This is a genomic window from Rhizobium sp. RHZ02 (genome assembly GCF_014851575.1).
Taxonomy (GTDB): Bacteria; Pseudomonadota; Alphaproteobacteria; order Rhizobiales; family Rhizobiaceae; genus Rhizobium; species Rhizobium altiplani.
The window spans coordinates 19,864-42,541 of sequence record NZ_JACUZX010000004.1 but is presented as its reverse complement, the minus strand read 5'-3'; the positions used below and the strand labels follow the sequence as shown (position 1 = coordinate 42,541).

General features: G+C 59.7%; 19 protein-coding genes. 3 read left to right on the top strand and 16 right to left on the bottom strand.

All coding sequences use genetic code 11. The features are described 5' to 3' along the window. Positions 1 to 52: 52 nt before the first annotated feature. The 6 genes from IB244_RS07900 to IB244_RS07875 all read right to left on the bottom strand — a co-directional run bounded on the left by IB244_RS07900 (position 53) and on the right by IB244_RS07875 (position 6,929). Positions 53 to 1,027 carry an ABC transporter permease gene (locus IB244_RS07900; RefSeq protein ID WP_018857666.1) on the bottom strand — a complete coding sequence of 325 codons (975 nt, stop codon included), beginning with the start codon at positions 1,025 to 1,027 and terminating at the stop codon, positions 53 to 55. Positions 1,028 to 1,051: 24 nt separating this feature from the next. After that, the gene (locus IB244_RS07895) at positions 1,052 to 2,602 is read right to left on the bottom strand and encodes a sugar ABC transporter ATP-binding protein (RefSeq protein WP_062373439.1); all 1,551 of its coding nucleotides are present in this window, start codon (positions 2,600 to 2,602) and stop codon (positions 1,052 to 1,054) included. A 121-nt stretch (positions 2,603 to 2,723) separates the two neighbouring features. Further along, on the bottom strand, positions 2,724 to 3,710 hold the full coding sequence (locus IB244_RS07890; protein ID WP_062373436.1) for an ABC transporter substrate-binding protein: 987 nt from the start codon (positions 3,708 to 3,710) through the stop codon (positions 2,724 to 2,726). Between the two features lie 205 nt (positions 3,711 to 3,915). Continuing rightward, positions 3,916 to 4,362: an RbsD/FucU family protein gene (locus IB244_RS07885; RefSeq protein WP_025658784.1), complete on the bottom strand. Its 447-nt coding sequence runs from the start codon at positions 4,360 to 4,362 to the stop codon at positions 3,916 to 3,918. Positions 4,363 to 4,372: 10 nt separating this feature from the next. Then, positions 4,373 to 5,392 (bottom strand): aldo/keto reductase, encoded by a 1,020-nt coding sequence (locus IB244_RS07880; RefSeq protein WP_192303846.1) that lies wholly within the window; start codon positions 5,390 to 5,392, stop codon positions 4,373 to 4,375. Positions 5,393 to 5,426: 34 nt separating this feature from the next. Then, positions 5,427 to 6,929, bottom strand: coding sequence for a UxaA family hydrolase (locus IB244_RS07875; protein WP_192304083.1), 1,503 nt, complete (start codon positions 6,927 to 6,929; stop codon positions 5,427 to 5,429). A gap of 240 nt (positions 6,930 to 7,169) precedes the next feature. On the opposite strand from IB244_RS07875, the gene IB244_RS07870 reads away from it, so the two are divergent. Next, positions 7,170 to 8,087 carry a GntR family transcriptional regulator gene (locus tag IB244_RS07870; RefSeq protein WP_062373498.1) on the top strand — a complete coding sequence of 306 codons (918 nt, stop codon included), beginning with the start codon at positions 7,170 to 7,172 and terminating at the stop codon, positions 8,085 to 8,087. Positions 8,088 to 8,295: 208 nt separating this feature from the next. On the opposite strand, the gene IB244_RS07865 is transcribed toward IB244_RS07870, so the two are convergent. Both IB244_RS07865 and IB244_RS07860 read right to left on the bottom strand, forming a co-directional pair. Further along, positions 8,296 to 8,574 (bottom strand): hypothetical protein, encoded by a 279-nt coding sequence (locus IB244_RS07865; protein WP_169679130.1) that lies wholly within the window; start codon positions 8,572 to 8,574, stop codon positions 8,296 to 8,298. Between the two features lie 122 nt (positions 8,575 to 8,696). After that, entirely contained in the window at positions 8,697 to 10,190 is a 1,494-nt protein-coding gene (locus IB244_RS07860; RefSeq protein WP_192240357.1) for an MDR family MFS transporter, read from the bottom strand. A gap of 778 nt (positions 10,191 to 10,968) precedes the next feature. On the opposite strand from IB244_RS07860, the gene IB244_RS07855 reads away from it, so the two are divergent. Continuing rightward, positions 10,969 to 12,093, top strand: coding sequence for a helix-turn-helix transcriptional regulator (locus tag IB244_RS07855; protein ID WP_062373418.1), 1,125 nt, complete (start codon positions 10,969 to 10,971; stop codon positions 12,091 to 12,093). 9 nt (positions 12,094 to 12,102) lie between these two features. On the opposite strand, the gene IB244_RS07850 is transcribed toward IB244_RS07855, so the two are convergent. From IB244_RS07850 to IB244_RS07835, 4 genes are all read right to left on the bottom strand, one after another. Further along, positions 12,103 to 13,416 carry a hypothetical protein gene (locus IB244_RS07850; protein WP_112823922.1) on the bottom strand — a complete coding sequence of 438 codons (1,314 nt, stop codon included), beginning with the start codon at positions 13,414 to 13,416 and terminating at the stop codon, positions 12,103 to 12,105. A gap of 135 nt (positions 13,417 to 13,551) precedes the next feature. After that, positions 13,552 to 13,854, bottom strand: a complete 303-nt coding sequence (gene csgH / locus IB244_RS07845) for a curli-like amyloid fiber formation chaperone CsgH (protein ID WP_018857654.1) — start codon at positions 13,852 to 13,854, stop codon at positions 13,552 to 13,554. Positions 13,855 to 13,914: 60 nt separating this feature from the next. After that, positions 13,915 to 14,277, bottom strand: coding sequence for a hypothetical protein (locus IB244_RS07840; protein ID WP_018857653.1), 363 nt, complete (start codon positions 14,275 to 14,277; stop codon positions 13,915 to 13,917). Positions 14,278 to 14,693: 416 nt separating this feature from the next. Further along, the gene (locus IB244_RS07835) at positions 14,694 to 15,443 is read right to left on the bottom strand and encodes an SDR family NAD(P)-dependent oxidoreductase (protein WP_192303844.1); all 750 of its coding nucleotides are present in this window, start codon (positions 15,441 to 15,443) and stop codon (positions 14,694 to 14,696) included. A gap of 59 nt (positions 15,444 to 15,502) precedes the next feature. On the opposite strand from IB244_RS07835, the gene IB244_RS07830 reads away from it, so the two are divergent. Beyond that, positions 15,503 to 16,435: a LysR family transcriptional regulator gene (locus tag IB244_RS07830; RefSeq protein WP_192303842.1), complete on the top strand. Its 933-nt coding sequence runs from the start codon at positions 15,503 to 15,505 to the stop codon at positions 16,433 to 16,435. Between the two features lie 43 nt (positions 16,436 to 16,478). Here the strand turns inward: IB244_RS07830 and IB244_RS07825 are convergent, their stop codons facing one another. The 4 genes from IB244_RS07825 to IB244_RS07810 are packed head-to-tail and all read right to left on the bottom strand — an operon-like array spanning position 16,479 to position 22,561. Continuing rightward, positions 16,479 to 17,174, bottom strand: a complete 696-nt coding sequence (locus tag IB244_RS07825; RefSeq protein ID WP_018857650.1) for a response regulator transcription factor — start codon at positions 17,172 to 17,174, stop codon at positions 16,479 to 16,481. Position 17,175: 1 nt separating this feature from the next. Then, positions 17,176 to 17,553, bottom strand: a complete 378-nt coding sequence (locus IB244_RS07820; protein WP_062373386.1) for a response regulator — start codon at positions 17,551 to 17,553, stop codon at positions 17,176 to 17,178. 2 nt (positions 17,554 to 17,555) lie between these two features. Next, the gene (locus IB244_RS07815; protein WP_062373382.1) at positions 17,556 to 18,197 is read right to left on the bottom strand and encodes a response regulator transcription factor; all 642 of its coding nucleotides are present in this window, start codon (positions 18,195 to 18,197) and stop codon (positions 17,556 to 17,558) included. Then, a complete protein-coding gene (locus tag IB244_RS07810) occupies positions 18,194 to 22,561 on the bottom strand; it encodes a PAS domain-containing protein (RefSeq protein WP_192303840.1) in 4,368 nt (1,455 codons plus the stop codon). Before IB244_RS07810 ends, IB244_RS07815 begins: the two co-directional genes overlap by 4 nt. Between the last annotated feature and the right edge of the window lie 117 nt (positions 22,562 to 22,678).

The following is a 22,678-nucleotide window of genomic DNA, read 5'->3' as shown; positions in this document are numbered from 1 at the left end:
CCCTAGATGGAAGAAGCCGGCCTTTGGGCCGGCTCCCTGTCTCGCTGCCGGCTTACGGCGTGCGGCGGCGGCGCAGCTGGTCGAAGTAGACGATGACGATGATCAGCAGGCCGGTGATGATGCGCTGCCAGAACGAATTGACGTTCAGCAGGTTCGCACCGTTGTTGATGGTCGCCAGAATGAAAGCGCCGATGAGCGGACCGTGCACGGAGCCGATGGCGCCGAACAGGCTGGTGCCGCCGATAACGGACGAAGCGATCGCCTGCAGTTCCCATCCGTCCGCCTGCGTGGCGTTGCCAATCGCGATACGGGAAGCAAGCAGAACACCAACGAAGGCAGCAAATGTCGCCGAGAGAATGTAGGCGAGATAGATGATGCCGTTCACCCGGACACCCGACAGGCGGGCCGCTTCACGGTTCGAACCGACGGCGAAAAGATAGCGCCCCCAACGGCTGAGATGCAGGAAGACGTAGGACGGGACTGCAACAAGAATAACCATCCAGAATAGGCTCGGCACGCCAAGGAAGTCGGCGCGGGCAAAGTTCGTGAAGGGCTCGTTGACGATGTTGATCGTCGAACCATTGGTGATCAAAAGTCCGATGCCGCGCAGCGAGGTCAGCGTTGCCAGCGTGATAATGAAGGGCGGCAGTCCCATCTTGACGATGCCGAAGCCGTGGAATACCCCGATGCCGACGCCGATCAGCAGTGTGATCAGGATGGACGCCCAGACCGGCACGCCTGCTTGCAGCAGCCAAGCCAGGATAACGGTGCAGAATCCGACGATCGCGCCGACCGAAAGGTCGATGCCCGCGGTGATGATTACGAACGTCTGGCCGAGCGCCAGAATGGCCGTCATTGCGCCCTGCCGCAGCAGGTTGGAAATGTTCAGCGGCGTCCAGAAGCTGGCTGTGACGAATCCGAGAACGATCCAGAGGAAGGCCAGGAGACCGATGAGGGTCAGGCCGAATAGGATATTGACTTTTCGGCGCGGCGGCGGCGCGGCGATATCGGTGGGGGTTACGGTCATTGGTTCTCTCTCCCTCTTTTTCTTTTAGACACCGATCGCTTCGCTGAGCACTTCTTCATGTGTTGCCGCGTGGAAGTCGTGGCTTGCAACAAGCTGGCCGCGGCGGAAGACGTGCAGCCTGTCGGCGAGCTCATAAACCTCAGGCAGATAGGAGGAGATCAGGATGATACCCGCGCCTTGCTTGAGAAGCTTTGCAAACAGCCGGTAGATTTCCGCCTTCGTACCGACGTCGACGCCCACCGTCGGCTCATCGAAGATGAAGAGGCGAGCGCCGTAGCTCAGCCATTTGCCGATGACGACTTTCTGCTGGTTCCCGCCCGACATGGCCGAAACCAGGACACGCCGGCTCGGAGTCTTGATCGCCAGGTCACGGATCTGTTGGTCGGCATTCTGCGATTCCTCGCTGTGGCTGATGACAGGGCCCTTGCTCAGCCGTTTGAAGACCGGAAGATTGATATTCAGTCCGATCGGCAGGTTGAGGCAAAGTCCCTGGTCGCGGCGGCTTTCCGGCGCCAGCGCGATCCCGAGTTCCATTGCAGTGCGCTCGTTGGTGATATCGACCTTCTTGCCCATCCAGTGGATCTCGCCGGCCGTGGTCTTTTCCCGCCCGAACAGGCCAAGAGCGAATTCGCTGCGCCCTGCGCCGATCAGGCCATAGAGGCCCACGATCTGGCCGGCCTTGACCGAGAGCGAGACGTTCTCGAAGCCCGGTCCGGAAAGCCCGCGCACGTCAAGGATCGTGTCTCCGATCGGGATCTCTTCCTTGTGATAAATCTGCTCGATCGAGCGGTTGATCATCAACGCGATCAGCTCGGCTTCATTCGTCTCGCCGATGGTGCGTGTGCCGACATGCGTGCCGTCGCGCAGCACCGAAACGCGGTCCGCGAGTTCGAACACTTCTTCCATGCGATGACTGATGTAGACGATCGTGACGCCTTCGCTTTGAAGGCGGCGGATCAGCTTGAAAAGCTGCGCCGATTCCTGGCGGGTCAGGTAGGCTGTTGGCTCGTCGAAGATCAGGAATTGCGTGCCGCGCATGGCCGCGCGCGCAGTCGCAACGAGTTGTTGTTGGCCGATCGTCAAATCGGCGAGAGGCACGCCGGCAGGCAATCCGAAGCCGAGATCGTCGAGGACGGCCTGCGCCATCTTCTCCATCTCTTTCTTGCGCATCAGCCCGTATTGATTGACCTCGTCGCCGAGAAAGAGGTTGGCCGCTACCGTCAAGTGCGGGCAGAGAACGACTTCCTGGTGGACGGCGTTGATGCCGCGCGCTATCGCTTCGTTGGGCGTTGCCAGGGCGACGGGGTGGCCGCACCAGAGAATCTCGCCCGCCGTTCTGGCAATCACACCGGTCAGAAGCTTGATCAGGGTCGACTTGCCAGCCCCATTCTCGCCGACGATCGCGTGGATCTCGCCGGCCAGGAACGTCATCGTCGCCGGCTTCAGCGCCTGGACGTAGCCGTAATTCTTTTGAAGTCCTTTAAGTTCGAGGATTGGGGCGCCCGCAGGAATGCGGCTTGCCTCCGTCAGCGTGGCGCTGTCATCGTGGCGATGACTGACCTCTTCCAGGCTCATGGGCGTCTCCTCCTCGCGAATTGCCGTCTCTCCACCAGCAGTCCGCGCTCCTCATGCGGACGATAACACAGGTGAAGGAAAGGCCGCGCGGGATTTCTCTCGCGCGGCCACGTCGTGTGATTTACTTGATCTTGGGGTTCAGCAGAGCGTCGATCTTCGGGTCGCTCATGTTGGCCTTGGTGACCAGGTTTGCGCCGGTGTCGACGTTGGCCTCGACCTTCTCGCCCTTGGATACGGCGAGCGCCGTCTTCACGCCGTCATAGCCCATGCGGTAGGGATCCTGCACGACGAGACCTGCGAGCGAGCCGTCCTTGAGGAAGCCGACCGTCTTGTCGTCGCTATCGAAAGCGATGACCTTGATCTTGTCGCCGAGCTTGTTCTCCGCGATTGCCTGGCCGACGCCCTGTCCCAAGATGAGGTTCGAGGCGAAGGCGCCAACAAGGTTCGGGTTAGCCGTGATCAGATCGGTCATCATGTTGAGACCGGTCGTGGCCTGGCCGTCGCCGTACTTGTCAGCAATGACCTTAAGGCCGGGATGCTTCGTCTTGATCTGATCCAGGAAACCTTCACGGCGCTGCTCGAGCGAGCCGACGCCCGGCAGGTTGGTGAGGATGACGACTTCGCCCTCCTCCTTGCCGGTCATTTCCTTAATGGCGGCAGCAAGGCCGTCAGCCGCGATGCGGCCGCCCTGGACGTTGTCAGTCGTCAGGAACGACTTGAAAGCCTTGGAATCGGCGGCCGAGTCGATGCCGATGATCGGAACGGACTTTGCAGCTTCATCGATCGGCTTGCCAAGCGCCTTGAACTCGGTCGGCGAGATCACGATTGCAGCCGGCTTACCGGCAACGGCGTTTTCAAGAATGCTGATCTGGCCGTTGATGTCGGATTCGGCCTGTGCGCCGAGTTCCGGAACGTTGACACCTAGATCCTTACCGGCAGCGCGGGCGCCGGCCAGAACGATCTGCCAGTAGAAAGAGGTCGTGTCCTTGACGATGATCGGAATCGTCACGTCAGCTGCAAACGACGTTACCGGCATTGCGGTGGCGATAGCGGCAGCACCCGCGAGAGCCGTGAAGGCTCGGCGCGACAGAATGGATTTCATGCGCATGTAGTTCTCCTCCTAGGTGCGTTCTCCTCCAAGAAACCGTACCGCTGAACGCAGGCGGGCGATTTTTATCGATAAAAAACAGTTACCACGAGAAGCTAGCCGAGCGAAAGTCAAATTGCAAGTACTGCAAGCGGCTCGCTCATTGTTTCTTTATCTATCGCAAGTAATTGTTTTTCCAATCGTTCATCCGCAGTCTAAAGTGCTGTCAGCCGCGATAGACTTCGTCCGGGCGAACAACACCTTTCTTCAAAATCAGGTTACCGTACAGCCGGAATTCTGTCGTCGCGACAATATAGGCGGCCGTGCGGGCACGCTCATAAAAGGCGAAGCGTTCGAGGGATGCGATCTTGAAGTCGCCGGCGCGCCTCGAAACGATTTCCTGAAATTCGGCGCAAACGTCGGGCACTGCGGTCGGGTCGCCGACAACTTGCATGCGCCACGCCGTTTCCGGCACGAACGTATCGAGCGGAAAATGCGTCAGGATCGCCTCGGCCATGTCGGTGGCGCTGACGCCATCGGCACGAATGACTTCCGGACCCATTGTGCTCGAGGGAAAGTTGGCGTCGGCGATGACGATATCGTCGCCGTGCCCCATGCGGGCGATCGCACGCAGCAGGTCGGGATTGAGGATGGGGTGGATACCTCTAAGCATGAGTCCGTCCTTATACACGCACGGCGTCTTCGCCGAGCGGCGGTGCGACGAGCGTCAGAGAGTCGAATTCCGGGAAGATCGAGTCCGGCAAGGCTGGCTCGAAAAGCTCCATGTTGCGTGTCAGGCTCGAAGCCTTGGCCGTGCCGATCAGTACCGAGGAGACGAGCGGATCGCGGAGCGGGAACTGGAGCGCCGGGGCAGCCAGCGACACGCCATGTTTGGCAGCGATCTTCTCCATGCCCCCGACCTTGGCGAGGACATCGTCTGTCGCCGGCATGTAGTCGAAATGCGACCCGGGCACGGGGCCCGTCGCAAGGATGCCGGAATTGAAGACGCCGCCAACAACGAGCGAGGTGCCCTTTTTCCGGCAAAGCGGCAGCAGTTCGGCAACCGCCGACCGGTCGAGCAGCGTATAGCGCCCGGCCATCAGGATGCAGTCGATGTCGGCATTGCGCATCACGTCGAGGCAGACCGGAATCTCGTTGACACCGAGTCCGAAGGCATTGATCGCTCCGCAGGACTTCAGTTCCTCGAGCGCCTTGATGCCGGTGTCCAGGAAGTGCTTCTGAAGGACAGCGTTCTTCGCCGCGCCGTGGGTGTATCCGCCAAGGTCGTGAACGTAGAGTATGTCGATCCGGTTCAGTCCGAGACGGGCATAGCTGAATTCCACCGAGCGCATGATGCCATCGTAGGAATAGTCGTAGTCGGCATCGAAGGAGAGCGGGTCGACATAGCTATAGTCTGGAACGGTTCCCGTCGGCACCGGGCGCAGCAGCCGACCAACCTTGGTCGAGAGCACCCACTCCTTTTCCGGCTTGTCGCGCAGGAAGTCGCCGAAACGACGCTCGGCGAGACCGAGGCCATACCACGGTGCGACATCGAAATAGCGAATGCCGCTGTCCCATGCAGCCTCAAGCGTCTCCATAGCCTGTTCGCGCGGGCAGGCGCGATACAGGCCACCGAGAGCGGCGCCGCCGAAGCTTACTTCGGTCACCTCCAGCGCCGTGCTGCCGATCCTCCTCGTCTTCATTATTCCTCCCCTGAAGACTTGATATGCATCTGATTTAGAGTGTCGCACCCAAATGCCACGGCACAAACTCATTGTCGCCGTAGCCGAATTCCTCGCTCTTCGTCTTCTTGCCGGATGCCGTGTCGATGATCAGGTCGAAGATCTCGCGGCCCTTGGCGCTGATCGTCGCATCGCCTGTCGCGATCGTGCCGCAGTCGATATCCATGTCCTCTTCCATCGAGGCATAGAGAGCCGAATTGCTGGAAAGCTTGATCGAGGGCGCCGGGCGGCAGCCGAAGCAGCTGCCGCGGCCGGTGGTGAAGGCGATCATGTTCGCGCCGCCGGCTACCTGACCAGTTGCGGAGACGGGGTCGTAACCGGGGGTGTCCATGAAGACGAGGCCCGGTGCGCTGACGCGCTCGGCATAACCATAGACGGCTGTCAGAGGCGAGCGTCCGCCCTTGGCGACGGCTCCGAGTGATTTTTCAAGGATCGTCGTCAGGCCCCCGCGCTTGTTGCCGGGCGACGGATTATTGTCGAGCGATGCCCCGTGCATCGCCACGTACTTCTCCCACCAGGCGATCTTGTCGTCGAGCTTGCGGGCAACCTCGTCGCTGACGGCGCGGCTGCGCAGAAGGTGCTCGGCACCGTAGATCTCGGAGGTTTCGGAGAGGATCGCCGTGCCACCGGCAGCTGCCAGCAGGTCGGCTGCAACGCCGAGCGCGGGGTTGGCGGTGATGCCGGAAAAGCCGTCCGAGCCGCCGCACTGCAGGCCGATGATGATATCGCTGATCGGCAGCGCCACGCGCTTTTCCCTGCCGACATCCTGCGCAATTTCACGCAGCATGCCCATGGCGCGCTCGACGGCGCGTCGCGAGCCGCCGGCATCCTGAATGTTGAAGTGACGCTTGGAGTTCCCGGCGCCGCTTTGGCCGTAGAGTGTCAGCTGGTTGACTTCGCAACCGAGGCCGATCATCAGCACGCCGCCGAAGTTCACATGCCTGGTATAGCCGGCAAGGGTCCGGTGCAACACGGCCATGCCGTCACCTGTGGAACTCATGCCGCAGCCCTGGTCATGGACGATCGGCACGAAACCGTCAATACCGTCGAAATGCGGCAGGATCGTCTTGTTGGCCTCGTCGGCGATCGCCCGACAAACGGTGGTGGAACAGTTCACGCTGGCAATGATGCCGATGTAGTTGCGCGTCGCCGAGCGGCCGTCGGCACGACGATAGCCCATAAACGTGCGCGCACGATCCGCTGCAGTTGCTTCCTCAGGCGCCGAGTTGGCGGTCGCGGCAAGACGGTCGTTCTCGAAGTGCAGATTGTGACTGTGAATATGGTCGCCGGCCTTCACGTCCGCCGTCGTCCGCCCGATCGCCTGCCCGTATTTGATGATGGGCTGGCCAAGCGGAATATCGGCGAGTGCGATCTTGTGACCGGGGTCGATCTTCTCGCGGGTCTGGATGCCGGCGACCGTCGCGCCGGATGGGATCGCCGCCGTCGCAACCGCAACGTTGTCGCCGGCAGACAGGATGATCCAGGGGTCCTTGGTCAACATTCTTCTCCCTAGGGGAAACACTCGCTTCGTCGGCGAATGTTCATTGATTTTGTTTTTTATCTACAATAAACATTTTCAAGTCAACGGGATTATTCATCCTGTGGACGAGGGAGGCAAACAGCCGCATGCAATCCAAAATAAGATAAGGATTGCTGACAGATAAGCTTCTGCCACGCTTCGCGCCGCAACTTCGTGGCCGTCCGATCCGTGTTGCCGAGGCAAAAGGGCGGGGTGTGCATGGCAAGGCAGAATACAGTCTTCAAGGAAGCGTACAACCGCTATGCCGCCGCTTTGCGGACGGATGCGGCATTGCCCTCGGAGCCCGAAATAGCGGCGCAGCTCGGCATCAGTCGCAGCACTGCGCGCGCGATTCTGACACGGCTCAGCGATGCCGGCATTATTCGTTGGAACAAGCGTCAGAAGATCGTCCTCAGGCAGCCGACCGAAGCCGATTTCTTTCCATCAGAAGAGACCAACTCACTTCACGACATCATCGAGCGAAGCTTCATGCAGCGCATCTTGTCGGATGATGCCGCACCGGGCATGCAGATCAACGAATTGGAGCTCGCGCGCGAGATCGGTACCGGCACCACGAGTGTCCGCGAATTCTTGATCCGCTTCTCGCGGTTTGGCTTGATCGAGAAACGGCCGAACAGCCACTGGATTCTCAAGGGCTTCACACGCGATTTTGCGCTTGAGCTCGCAGACGTGCGCGAGATGTTCGAGCTGCATTCGGCGGCGGAATTCGGCAAACTTCCGCCAGAGAGCGACGCGTGGCGCGCGCTGTCTGACATCAAGGCGGATCATCAGGCGATGCTGCGTGATCTCGACACGCGCTACAAGGATTTCTCCACTCTCGACGAGCGCTTCCATCTGCTCATCCACGCGGCTTCGCGGAACCGCTTCATTGCCGATTTCTACGATGCTATCGCGATCATCTTTCACTATCACTACCAGTGGAACAAGGCTTTCGCTCGCGAGCGCAACGAACGTGCCATTCATGAGCATCTGGATTATATCGCCGCGCTGGAGTCTCGTGATCAGGCAGCGATCGATTCCGCCTGTCGTCTGCACTTGCGCTCGGCGCGCCAGACCCTGCTGCAATCAATTCCACTGACGCCCTCCGACGAGGTTCTGGCGGAAGGCCAATCTTGAGAGAAAACCCGGCCGGAACCGGGCTAAATCTATTTCACGCCTGCTTTCTATCAGGCGCGACTTTTGCTCCTCTACCGGCGAAGGGGAGCGCACGTTCCGCAGGCAGTCATTTGCGTCGTCAGCGACAAAATCCTCCTCTTCACCTCGATAGAGGCAATTCCTTCGCGTGTTATTTTGGGGCTTAGAAAGGCCTGCTCACCATTCAACGTTATCGGCAGCGGCGTACTGTCTTGGTGACCTCATCGCCATCGTCGGTCATCGTTCTGACGGTCTTGGTGTAGCAGCCATCGCGATAATAGCGGTCACGATCGCGAACCGCGCCAACTCGGATGCCGTGCTCGTTGATGGTAATTCCGGGACGCACACGATCGTACTCGTCGTCGTAGCTCCGTTCGCGCATTATGGACACGCTGTCAGCCATTGCGGGAGCGACGAACGAACAGAGCGCCATAGCTGCAGCAGTGCAATTCATAAGGGTCCTTCGCATCTCAATTCTCCTTCCCTGATGAAAGACAAACGAAGGAGAACAGACCTGGTTCCTTAAGAAATGACGCGCTGGTTGGCCTGACGATCCTCGTTCGAGCATCACATGTGGTCCAGGTTGAAGGTTTAGTGCGACGCTTCGGTGGCGGCTGACGTCACCGATGCCCGGCCTTGCTCGCGTCCCACAGGAATGAGCCAGGCCGACAGGAACGTGAGAACGGCAACCACCGCCACGCCCCAGAACGTCCAGTGAAGCGATGCATCGAAGACGGTGCGGATTGCGGGATCGGCGGCCAATTCGGAAAGCCCGGTTGGCTGGTTCAGAACATCATGCAGCGAGCTTGCTGCGTCCCCGGCGGCATAGTGGCTGATGCCGGCGTTGAGAATGGCACCGAGCACGGTTGCTCCGAGGGTATTGCCGAGGCTGCGGGCGAAGATGATCGACGCTGTGGCGCTACCGCGCATCGACCATTCGACACTGTCCTGTACAAGCGCGATACTGGTGAGGCTGATCAGCCCCATGCCGAAGCCCATGAAGAACGAGCCTGCTCCCGCGAGCGCGGGGTGGCTGTCCGGTGTCAGGAAGAGCAGGAACGAAGCTCCGAAGGGAAACATCAGGCTTCCAACCCGTAGCGTGCGTCGGATGCCGAACGCCCTGAACAAGCGGCTGGAGAGCATCACAGCCAGTGGCCACCCGACGACCAGCATGGTCAACGTGAAGCCCGCGACGATCGACGACCGTCCGAGGACGCCTTGGACGTACATGGGCAATACGGTCGAAAGCCCGATCAGCGCCATGCCGGCAAGCAGTGTTGCGGCGTTGCTGGTCGCGACCAGCCGGCGGCTCCAGAGAGCAATGGAAATGATCGGCTCGGCCGCCCGCTTCTCCTGCAGCAGGAAAAGGACGGCGGCGACGGCGAACACCAGGGCGAGCAACGCCAATACCCACGCCTTGGCATCCGCGGCTTCAGTCAGGATGACGAGCAGCGCAATGACGGCGATCGAAAACAGGATGGCGCCGAGATAATCGATCTTCGCCTGCTTGTGCGCGACCGATTCCTTGAGGAAGAGGGAGAAAGCGGCGATCGACACGATTCCGATCGGCAGGTTGATCCAGAAAATCCAGGCCCAGGAGATGGTATCGACGATCACACCCCCGGCGAGCGGCCCGACAACCGCCGATGTGGCCCACACTGTCGCCATGACACCCTGCACGCGGCCTCGCTCCTCGAGTGTGAAGAGGTCGCCGATGATTGTCATTGTTACCGGCTGGATAGCCCCGGCGCCAAGCCCTTGCAGCAGGCGGAAAACGATCAGCGAAGCCATCGACCATGCCAGCCCGCAGAGTAGAGAACCGAAGAGAAAGATCAGGATGCCCGAAATCAGCACCGGTTTGCGCCCGAAGATGTCCGAAAGCTTGCCGTAAATGACGGTTGTCGTCGACTGGGCCAGAAGAAAAGCCGAGAAGACCCAGCTGTAATAGGTAAAGCCACCCAACTGCCCAACGATCTTCGGCATGGCGGTCGCGACGATCGTGGCCTCGATCGCGACCATGAAAGTCGCGAGCATGATAATGGCGACGACGAGCGCGCGGTTCGAGCGCAGAGCTGTATGGGACATGAGATCTTCTCCGGGTGCTCCGCGAAGTGCCAAAAAATGACCGGCAAGTCGGCTAGGCGGGCTGGCGCGGAGTGTAGCACCGGTTCTAGGCCGCCGACCGGAAGGCGTCAATTATTATCCGTTTGGTTACGAGTGCGGCTTCCGCGTGGGAGTCGCATCTGGATGGCGCACGCTTAGGGCGAGTTGGGCGTCAAGAAAGCAAGACGACACATGCGGTATGCGCGGCGCCTCTGCCACCTCAATTGGCTTGAAGTTCAATTACCGGATGTTAATAGTCTCTCTATCGGTTGCAATAATATATACCCCTATTGTTGTAATAAACTCGCGTCATTTTACATTTTACAACAAGAAAGCGCATGCTATTCTTAGAATCTCTAGTTTAGGGACACGTGGCGAGACTATTCTCGGCACGGCGTGCATTTTCAGCGCTGTTTGGTGCTTGAAAGGCCAAATGAGCGCTTTTGGCTTGTGATCGGCATCGGCCGAGCAAGTTGAGGACAAAAAGACTCAATCTTGAGGAGGCATCCGATGTTTCATAAAGAGCCTTGGCTTTTCATCGGCTTCTCTTGAGGCCGCTGAGGGCGTGAAGCCGACAGGCAAGTGGCTGGGAACCACCTTCGACCGCATGGTCGGACCGGGATCAAGGTAGCCTGAAAACACTCATGAGGCGAATGCGCGGCAATGGTGCCGCAGTAGGCGATATCGAGCGGAAGCGTTCTGAAACGACGCGGCCGGGCCTAAAAATCTTGGAAATTCGCCAAGCGTTGGAGTGGGTCCGATGATCAATAGCTTTGGTGAAGACACTTACTTGCCTTTGGTACAACTAATCTACGAAACCGTGGTAAGCCCTCCCGAATGGGAGAAGGTCATAGCGGAGCTGATCAATGCCACCAAGGCTGCCGCCGGGGCAGTCGTGGGCTTCAAGGGGGCGGAGGATCGGCGCGCGAGCGTGTTTGCAAAGGGCGTCCCGAAAGCCGCGCTCTGCAATCCGCAGATGATCGCTGCACTGCACGCGGCGACGCTCACCTTGGGACAGGGGGCGTTCCTGACGATCGACCTGAAGGCCAAGCTCAATCCGCAATGGGACAAGCCCGTGCACGAGTGCTTTGGTGTCGAGGGCAGCCTTCTGATACTTGTTCTCGTCAAGGAAGGCGGACGCAGGATTGCATTGATGCTTCATTTCGATCGCCCGGGTCGGAGTGAAACAGATAGAGCGGCCGAAGCGCTGATGAAATTGCTGCCGCACTTTCAGACGGCCTTTGCAATCCAGAAGACCACGCTCTTGGAGCGTGAGAAATCCGCACATATGGAGAGCGCCTTCTTCAGTTCGTCCGCACCCTCTGCGATTATTACGGAAGACTATCAGGTTCGCCTGGCGAATGGGAGCTTCGAGAAATTTGTCGAAGCGTCGCATCTGCTAGTCGAATATAGCGACTCCGTGATCGATTTCGTCGACACGGCACTTCAGGACGAGGTTGCACGGCTGATCGGGATGGCGTCGTCGCATGGACGTGTTCGGCACGTTGCCTGGGTTGAGGACAAGGTGAAGAACGTCAAATGGCTCATCAGCGTCGATGCGCTGTCGGGACGTGTCGGCCTCGGCTCGCAGTTCAAGAACGTCTTTGCGACCAACGAGCGCGTTTACATGCTCACGATACGCGAGCTCGGCGGAAACAGCCTGCTGGCGCCTGACACCATCAAGTCAATCTTCGGCCTGACACCGACGGAGGCCGATCTTGCCTATTGCCTCTTGCGGGGAGAAACGGCATCCGAAATCGCGCGGCAACGCGGTGTCTCGAAAAATACAGTCCATAATCAGCTTGCCTCCGCGATGGCACGCGTGGGCGTGAACCGGCAGACGCAGTTTCTGCACTGCCTTTCCATGCTCTCCGCGATGTGCTGATCGTGCTGCTTAGAACCGCCAGGTAACGCTGACGGAGACGTTGTAATCGATGGCATGACTCATGCCTATCGTGGGCGATACGCCGCCCGCATCTGCGACATAGTTGATCGTCGGTACCTTGTTAATGTAGTTCACGCCGGCGTCCAGGCCGACCTGCAGATTCTCCGTGGGCGCGTAGCGCAGCCCGGCGCCAACGCCGGCAAGCAAGCTGGCGTCGTCGCGCGTCTGGGAGACAAAGTCGAAGGCGCCCGTCGATACGCTCGGCAGAACTGCGGAATAATGGCTTCGATAGTGGGAATGCAGGTAAGCGCCGCCAAATCTCGCATCGAACGAGACGCTGAGATCCGGTTGCAATGCCTTGGCTACCGAGAGCTCAGCCAACGCCCCGACATAACGCGCATCGAGTTCGTCGTCCTGCGCGACGCTGACCTGCGGAACCACGACACCCGGGTAGTTCGCGGTAATTTGGAGCGTGCGACGAAAATCCACGTCGCGATCGATGGACCTATACATCGGACCAAACTTGGGCGTGATCGTCCAGCCGCCTTGAAGGTCGATCGGAGCGCCAAGCAGTAGTGTCTGATCGATGACCGTGGCGTCCTCGCTGCGCTCATCGACGATTGAGCTGTTACTGAGGTCGCCGGTAGCTCGAAGGGTCATCCCAGTGTTGTCGGCATAGGCAGCATAGGCCGCGGCGCTTTGGGTATCGCCGTTCGTGAGGAGCGCGGCAAAGGTGCCGCCGGTTATCGCGCTATTCGAGGCAAACTGAGTCACACGTCCGCCCACCGGTGAGGAGCTTGAAATAAGTGTGCCGACTGTCCCGCCTGCGCTGTCGTTGACTGTAACATCAACCGTTGCAACCGCTGGTAGGGTGCCGGCAGGTGACGCGAATAGCGTGCTGATGTTGCCGTTTGCGGAATTACCATAGACCAGGTTCAGGGAATTTTGCCCGGAAAGGCTCGTACGGTCCGTGGAATTGGAAGAAAGGTCTGAGATGCTGCCGTTCCACTCCAGGACTAGCGGCTGCGATCCTATCTGGCCGAGCGGCAAATCCAGGTCGATGCCAAGGCTAAGGCCGTCGTCAACGACCCTGCTGTCCCCGCTTCCGAAGAAATCGGGTCGACGCGAGCCCCAGCTTGGCAAGCTCAGCCAGTTGATGCCGGCCCCGATCTGCAAGGTTAGTGCAGTTTCCTCGTTCTGCGCTACGGGCGCAGGCTTGGTGTCATCCGCAGCCGCAATGGATGTCGTAGTTGCAAGGTTTGCCAAGGCCACAGCGAGGACAGCAGGCAGCTTGTGCGACCGAACAGCCAGGCAGATCCCCATTCCCTCGTCACCCCAAGATAGCCGCTAACACACGCCGACGCGACGCACCGAGGTCTATTACTATTATAATTTAGTGTACAATCAATTAGCGGCCGTTTTGCGTGCGGGGAAGATCGCACCGACGGTGCATAAATGTCACGGCACCGACACCACGCAGAGCTTCTCGCCATTCGGACCATAGACAGTCAGGCGGGCGCTCCATCCGTTTGGCGACACGGAGACCGTTGACCGCGAAAGCGCGAGCCGTCCCGGGTCATCCTTCTGGAAATCGCCGCCTTGAACGTTGCTTGAGGTGTTACCATTGGAATTCGAGAAAATCTCGAACTGATAGCTACCTTGGCCACGGCCGTCGCTTTCGATCGTCGGGACGAGGGTCATGGCGCCCCCTTTCTCATGATGCTCGATGATGCAGTGAACGGGTGGCAGGGCAGCAATCATTGTGGGACTCCAGAGCAAAAGAGGTCAGCGGCACCGCCGCTGACCTTCAAGGATACTCGACTAATGCTGGATGGTCACAGAGTTGTTGCCAACGCCGGACTGATAGGTCTGCGAGTTGTTTCCGCGGCCAAACTGCAGCGTACCAGAGACGTTTCCTAGGCCCTGTTGTACGGTAAGCGAGTCATTGCGGCGACCGAATTGGGCCGTGCCGGATTCATTGAATGCGCCATGTTGAATGGTCGTCGAGCTGTTTCGAATGCCGACTTGGCCGGTGCCGCTGAAGTTACGGAAGCCACTCTGGAACGTGCCGGCGCTGTTGCCCCAACCGGTTTGATCCGTGATGGCTTCATTATCCGCAGCGAATACGCCGGAGATCGACGAAAGAGCAAACACGGTTGCAATTACTAGGCCCTTGATTTTCATTGTATCTCTCCTCTTCCTCCCGCCGGAATTGACGGTTGAGAGACACTACCGCATCGCCATTCGCGCGAGGGTTTCAAAGCTTGCCTAACGGAATGGGGAATTTCCCTGCTTCAGCCAAGGAACATGGTGTCGCTTAGTGATGTGGGAGGTGGCAAGTGTATTTGTAGCTATGTCAATAGTGATACTTGCCAGAAAAATAGGTTGGAGAACTATAGTTCCGAAGAGGTTCGGCTCGTGCGACAAATCGCGCGACGACATACGCTTTACAATGGTTCGATATAAGCGATTTGTAAAGAACGGCACGTATGCGAGATCCTCCATCTCTTCCATCCGACAGTTGCTGCCTGCTCCGCCAGGCGGTTGATGAAGGCGATGATTTCGGGGTTGTGTGTGGCTTTTGCATTTTTCCAATCCTTTCAAGCCAGGGTCATGCCGCCGTCGACGTGAAGCTCGATCCCATTGACGAAGCTTCCTGCATCGGAGGCGAGAAACAGTGCGGCGCGCGCGAGCTCCTCCGTCCGCCCCAGCCGGCCTGCCGGAATAAGGGAGGCCATGTAGTCTTCGAATGCCGGGCGCTCTGCTTCCGATACGCCGAGCTTGCCGAGGATTTCGGTCTCGACCGGCCCCGGGCTCAGGATGTTGACGCGGATCCGCCGCGACTTGAATTCGATCGCCCAGTTCCTGGCAAAGGCGGCGACGGCGGCCTTCGACCCGGCATAGACCGTATGATTTCGCAGGATCTTCGTGGCCGCGAGCGAGCTTGTCACGATGATGCTGCCGCCGTCGCGGATCAGCGGCGAGATTGTCTGCACGCCGAAGAATACGCCGCGCGTATTGATGGCGAAGTGCCGGTCATAGTCTTCGGGCGTGACATCGGCAGACGCGGTAAGGTTGATAACACCGGCATTGGCCACGTAGATGTCGATTCCGCCGAAGCTCCTGTTCACGATATCCGCCAACTTGCGGTGATCTTCGAGGTCGGCAACATCGCCCACGAAACCAACGGCTGAATGGCCGATGTCCTGCACGGCCCGATCGACGACATCCTGCCTCCGGCCAGTGATGATGACCTGCGCTCCCTCTTCCGCGAAGAGCTGTGCGATCGCTTTGCCGATGCCGCTATTGCCGCCGGTGATGATGGCGACCTTGTCTTTAAGGTGTTGCATTGCTTATCTCCTTTTCAACAAGAGATGAGATAGACGTTGCCTCCCGGCGTCATTAGATCATGGGCGGGCACATGATCTGTGCCGCGGAGGTGCAAGTGGCAAACCTGCTGAACGAGACGTCGGGATTGATGGCTTTCGTAAGGACCGTGGAGGCCGGTTCGTTCAGCGCGGCCGCGCGTGACCTGGACACGACGCCGTCCGCCGTGTCGAAGAGCGTGGCGCGGCTGGAAAAGAAGATCGGCGCGCGCCTATTCCTGCGCTCCACCCGTGCCCTCACGCTGACCCAGGACGGTCAGGTTTTCTTCGACCGCGTTGCGCCGCTATTGCGGGATCTGGATTCGAGTGACGAGGCGATCAGGTCCGATGCCTCGCCGTCGGGCCGCTTGCGCATCAGCATGCCGAGCGAACTGGCGCCTCTTCTGCTCCCGCGTCTCTTTTCGAGCTTTGCCGCCGACCATCCGAACCTTCATCTCGATATCGGTCTCACGGATCGGTTCGTCGATCTGATCAGGGAGGACTATGACGTCGTGCTGCGTGCAGGTAGATCCCTGGAGGGTGATCTGATCGCGCGCCGCCTGGCCGACCTGCCGATGGCGATCGTCGTATCTCCGGCTTTTCTTGAAGCCTGGGGCAATCCCACCAGCGACGAAGCCCTGGCAGCGTTGCCCTTTGCCCGATATGCGCCGGGCGGCGTGATACAGCCTTTGCCCCTGGCGGATGGGAAGCGCTTCATTCCGTCAGGGCGCGTGGATTGCGACTCGGGAGCAGCGCTCATTCAAGCTGCGCTCGGCGGGTTGGGGGCCGCCTATGTTCTGCGATGCCTGGTCGCCAAAGAACTAGAATCCGGTGCGCTTGTCGCCGTCGCGTCGGGGATGGGGTTTCCCAAGCTTCCATTCAACGCGCTGCACGCGTTTGGCCGCACGGTGCCGCTGCGCGTAAGGTTATTCTGTGACTTCATGGCCCGCGAGGCAAAAGCCATCGAAGCTATCTAACCAACGGCGCATCATCGCCAATGCCGGCATCTGTTCAGCCAACTCAAAATTTCGAGCCACCCGCCTCCCGCATCGCAGTCGGCAACGTTTCCCATGCCCTGATCAACTCTCCGATCGAGCCGGCGCCCATCTTGCGCATGACGTTGGCGCGATGCAGCTTCACCGTCACTTCGCTGATGCTGAGGTCGAAGGCGATCTGCTTGTTCAGTCGCCCGCGTGCGACTTCGCGTAGGATTTCGCGCTCCCGGTGCGTCAGTGTCTCCAAGCGCTCGAGATTGCGCTTGACGACAACAGCCTCCGCGCGCCGCGCCACATCGAGCTCAATCCCGGCGATCACCGCATCGAGCAGCGTCTGATCCCGCACCGGTTTGGTGAGAAAGTCCACCGCGCCGGCCTTCATGGCCTGCACCGTCATCGGGATGTCGCCGTGTCCGGTGAGGAAAATGATTGGCTTGAGATTGCCGTTTTGCGCCAGATGGTGCTGCAGATGAAGCCCGCTTGCTCCCGGCATGCGCACATCGAGGATCAGGCAACCTGGGCTGTCCAATATGTCGGCGTCGAGCACTTCTTGGGTTGAGGCGAAATCGACTGACCGGAAACCCGCCGAAAGAATCAACTCAGACAAAGCCTCGCGGACAGCCGCGTCGTCATCGACGATGATGACGATTGGCTGCTCGGCATCATTCTTGTGCTGTGGTAACAGCGGCGCCGATTTCCGCGGCAGTTGTTCAACTCTCATGTCACCCTCCATTTTTCGATTTTTGCAAAGCGTCTGCGATGGCTACGAGCAGGGCAGGGGCGTCGAAAGGCTTGCGGAAAAAACCGCTGATGCCTTGGGCGCGGCCGTGGTCCGCGATTTCATGGCGGCCGGTGATCAGGAAAACCGGCAGTTCCGGACGCGCCTTCTTCACGATGTCGCGAAGTTCGAAACCGTCCGTGCCGGGCATGCCAATGTCCGTTATGAGAAGGTCGAGGTCCGAGAGTCCGCGAACCAGCAAGTGCCCGGCCGAACGGAAGCAGCAAGCCGTATAGCCGGCGGATTCCAGCAGTTCCTCCAGCGATTCGAGCAGCCTCGGATCGTCATCGATGACCGCGATGGTCGGTCTTGTTCGCTCCATGACTAATTTCCTCCCGCGCGGCGCGAGTGGGTGATCGGTATCTCCAACCTCTCCGCAATACGCACGAGATCGGCGAGCGATGCTGTTCCCATTTTCTGCATTACATTCCTTCGATGAATTTGCAGCGTGACTTCGCTGATCCCCAGTTCCGATGCTGCCTGCTTGTTGAGGAGACCACTGACCACGAGCGGCAGCACCTCGCGCTCCCGTGGGGTCAGCTCCAGATATCGCTGCCTGAGCAGGCTCAGTTCGGCCCGCTCCGATCGCTTTTCCCGATCCTGGGAAATCGCCGTGTGGACCGCTGCCATGAGGTCCGCATCGCTGAAGGGCTTGGTGAGGAAGTCCACCGCGCCATGCTTGATCGCCCGCACCGACGACGGAATATCGCCGTGTCCGGTGATGAAAACGATCGGCGGATGATCGCCTTCGGCGATCTGCCGCTGCAGTTCGAGGCCGTTGATATCAGGCAGTTCGACGTCGAGGATAAGGCAGGCAGGGACATCCGGTTTCTCGCCGCCGACATATTCGCCCGCCGACCCGAAGGCGATGGTGTGTATGCCGTGGGTCTCGAGGAGTTCGCCGAGCGCCTCCCGAATGCTTTCATCATCGTCCACGATGAAAACAACATGGTCGTCCGTCGTCATGAGGTCTCTTTCGCTGCAATTGGTAAGGTGAAAATGAACCGCGCGCCGCACGGTTCATTCTTCTCGGTCCACAAACGCCCGCCATGCGCCTCGACGATCGATCGACTGATGGCCAGTCCCATACCCATCCCGTGCTGCTTCGTCGTGAAGAAGGGCTCGAACACACGATCGGGAGATTCGACGCCGCGTCCACGATCGCTGATTTCCGTCTCAACCTCGCTGCCCGCGCGATGCGCATGCACCTCAAGGACTTTTTCGCCTTCAACGAGATCCATCGCATCCATGCCGTTGCGGAAGAGATTGATGAGGACCTGTTGAATTTGGATGGAATCCAGTGTGACCGCAGGAAGGTCGGCATCGACATGAAAGTCCATGCGAATGCGGCGTCGGGCGGCCTCCTCGGCCATCAGGCCACGCGCTTCGGCTATGACGCTCGAGAGCGTCGCGCGGCTCCTCGTCTCCGTGGATTGCTTGAACAGGGCCCGAATGCGGCTCACGACATCGGCGGCGGCGTTCGCGTCACGGATCAGGCGCTCGATCACGGTGTTGGCGCGTGCCACGTTCGGAGGCTCGAACGACAGCCAACGATGGCAGGCATGCGAGTTGGCGACGATGGCGGCCAGCGGTTGGTTCACCTCATGGGCGATGGATGCCGAGAGCTCCGCAAGGCTTGCCGCCTGCGAAGCGACCGCTAGCCTTTCCTGCGTCCGGCGCAATTCCTCCTGGGTGCGCACGTCGTCATCGATGTCGAAGCTCACGCCGTACCATTGCAATATGTTGCCGTTTGCATCGCGAAGTGGCTCAGCTCGCCCGTTGATCCAGCGATAGACGCCGTCGGCCCGTCGTTGCCGGTATTTCATCGTGAAGGTGCTGCCCGTTGTAAACGAGTGCATGAGAGCTTGCCCGACTGCGGAGGCATCGTCCGGATGGACGGAATTCTGGATCGCCATCTGCAACCGGGTGGCTTTGGGAGAACTGAGATCGGTCAATGTCAGGCCGACATACTCGGCCAATCGCCTGTTCAGGTAAGACGGCTCGCCATCGGCCGCCGCTGCCCAGATCTGTACCGGGAGGGCATCCACGAGCCGTCTCAGCTGCGACTCGCTCTCCCGAAGAGCTTCCTGCGCCCGCATCTCATCTTCGATATCGATCGAAACCTGGTACCATTGCACGATCGCGCCAGACGCATCGCGCAAAGGCTGCGCGCGGGCCTCGATCCAGGGATAGGCGCCGTCCTTGGTACGCCGCCGAAAACGATTCACGAAAGGCGTTCCTGTCGCAAAGCCATCCAACGCCCTCCGCAGCATGACCGGGAGATCGTCAGGGTGAGCCAGATGCCGGGCCAGCCCCTCAAAATCCGTGACGTGATCCGGCACCGCTCCAACATTGTCGAGGTATCGCTTGCTGGCGGAGGTGAGCTTGCCCTCGGGATCGTAGCTCAGGATGTTGATGGGCACTGCGTCGATCATCTGCTCCAGTTGCCGCTTGCTGTTGCGCAGCGCCTCTTCACTCTGCAACTGATCATCGATGTCGTGGCAGAGGCCGTACCATTGGGCGATGCTACCGTCCTGATCTCGCATCGCTTCGGCGCTTGTCGCCATCCACCGATACGTGCCGTCAGCTCGACGCATCCGCCATTTCATGGAAAGTGGCTCACCACTCGCCAGGGAGCGTTGGAACGCGTCCGCAACCTCAACGGCATCATCGGGATGAATCGCTGTCTCGATAAATGCGTCGAGCCGGCTCATGTCCGGCTTGTCCAGGCCCGCGACATCCAGGCCCAGGTAGTCGACAAGTCTTTTGTTGAAAAAGACGGGCTGGCCGTCTGGTGAGATCCGCCAGAGATAACTCGGGACCATGTCCACGAGGAGCGACAGTTCCTGTTCCCGGCTGCGCAATGCAGCTTCCGCACGCTTGTGTTCGGTCAGATCGAGAATGTACGCAACTCCTTGTCGAGACTGCCCTTCGAAGCAGGCCGCCCCGATCAAGACCGGCACTCGACTGCCATCCTTCCTGAAATACTCCTTCTCCCGGGCTTGCATCTTGCCCGTCGCCGCAAGTTCTTCCGCCTCTTCGCGGGCATGCACGGTCTGCCATTTGGGAGGCGTTATATCGAACCACCGAAGGCCGGCCTGCACATCTTCCCGTTCGTACTGGATCATACGGAGAAACGCGTCATTGGCGTCGATGACTGTTCCGTCCAGATCCCATATGACGATCCCGATAATGTCTGAATCTATCAGTCGCCGGATTCTGGCTTCGCGCTCGGCTATGTCGCTGTAGAGGCGCGTCTGATCGTCTATGTCGTGTGAAAGGCCGTACCACTGGATGATCTGTCCCTTTTCGTCCCGCATCGGCTCGGCCCGGCCTGACATCCATCGATAGACGCCGTCTGCGCGACGCAGGCGGTAGTCCATCGCGAAATGGTTGCCGGTCGCAAGGCTGTCACTGAGTGACTTGGCGAGCCCGGGTGCGTCATCGGGGTGGATAGCGGCGTTGAGGATCGCTGCCATCTGGCTCGTATCCAGCTTGCCGGCGTCGGGCCTATCCACACCGAGGAAATCCATCATGCGCTTGTTGAAGAAACTCGGCTCGCCGCTTGGATTAAGTCTCCAAAGCAGGCTCGGCACCATGTCGACGAGCTGCGAGAGCTCCCGTTCCCGGTCGCGCAATGCCTCTCGCGCGGTCACCAGATCATGTATGTCGACGCTTACCGCGTACCAAGCGAGGATGGCGCCTGACTCGTCGCGCAAAGGCTCTGCGCGACTCTCTGTCCAGCGATAGGAGCCGTCGCGCCGTATGTGGCGATAGTGCACAAAATAGGGCGTGCCGGTCTCGAATGCGTGGGTGCGCACCTGCGCCCTCATGGCCCTGTCGTCCGGATGGATGACGTTTAAAGGGAACGCCGGCGTCCCGCCGTTGGCGGTAAAGTCCTCAAGAGTGGCGCCAGTTACGTCCGTGTACCACTTGTTGAGGTAGGTCGGCGTTCCCTCAGGGGTCGTGGTCCAAATCATGGCGGGCACGGCGTCGATCAGCTGCTGCAGCTGCCGCTCCCTGTGCCGCAACGCGTCTTGGGCGCGCACTTCGTCGTCGATGTCGATGGAGATGGCGAACCATTGCACAATCGCGCCGTTTTCGTCGCGTAGCGGTTCTGCTCGACCATCGACCCAGCGATAGACGCCATCCGCACGGCGCATGCGATACTTCAAGGAATAGGGCTCTCCGGTGGCGACGGAACGACGGACCGCTTGCAGTAGGACGGGTGCATCATCCTCGTGGACCAGGGTTTCTATGTTCGTCGCCAGCCGGCTCGTGCCCGGCTTGTTCAACTGATCCAGGTCAATCCCGAAAAAATCCACCAGACGCTTGTTGAAGAAGGTCGGTTCGCCTTCCGGCGTCAGCCGCCTGATGTGGACCGGGACCATGTTCACGATTTGCAAGAGCTCCCGCTCCCGGTCGCGCAGGCTCTGTAGCGTCAGCTGATGCTGCCGGGATATGGCAGCAACGATGAGCGCGGAAAATGCCGAGATCGCCAGGAAGAGCTGCAGCATGATCTGGTTGTGGCGCTGGGTCTCGGCATCGCCGGCAAATTGGATAGCGCCGGATATCGTGAATGTCGCCGTGATCAGTGCAAGAAGGGCCAGCGTAACGGCGGCACCCTTGAATTCGAAGCGCACCGAGGCCCAAAGAAGTGGCGGCATGATGATGTAGGCGAAGGGCAGAAAGCCACTCAGCGAAAGGGTGGCGACGCCGAGCAGGATTACCCCCAGAACGCAAGCCTCCGCCCACCGCGCTGCCGAAAACTCGGCCTTGCCACCCCAACTCTGGAACACGACAAGTGCGAGCGGCGCCACGATCAGGACCCCGGTGGCATCCCCGATCCACCACAGAGCCCAGGCGTTCAGGAAGGTTTGCGAAGACATGCCGAACCAGACCAGCGTGGCACTTCCGACCGTCGCGCTCAGCATCGGCGCAATCCCTGCGCCGACGACGACGAATGCGACAACCTCCTGCAAGGTTTCCAATCGAACCGACCGCTTCAAAGTACGGTTCACGAGCCATGCACCGATGGTGGCTTCGAGCGCGTTGCCGGAATAGATAAGGAGGGCTACGGGCAAGGGACTATGGAACCATAGGATATTGCCAAGCAGTTCCGCCAGACCGCCCGCCAGCACCCACCACGGCCAGCTCCACATGGGAGCGAGGATTAGAGTCGCAATGAACAGTCCGCTTGGAGGCCAGATGGAGATGCCCGTTCCGGGCACGATTGCGAGCGCCTGAGCGAATCCGCAGCCCAGGACATAAGCCAGAATAAAGAGGCCGAGATGCAGGAGTTGCGGGCGATACGACCAGACGCGCGTCATTGGGGCTCCTGCAAGGTACAATAGTCCGGGATCGTCAGCCTTTCGTATTGAACTTGTTGTCAATCCCGGTGCTGGCGAAGCTATGCCGCACCCTAATCGCGCCACCGCACCGCCGCA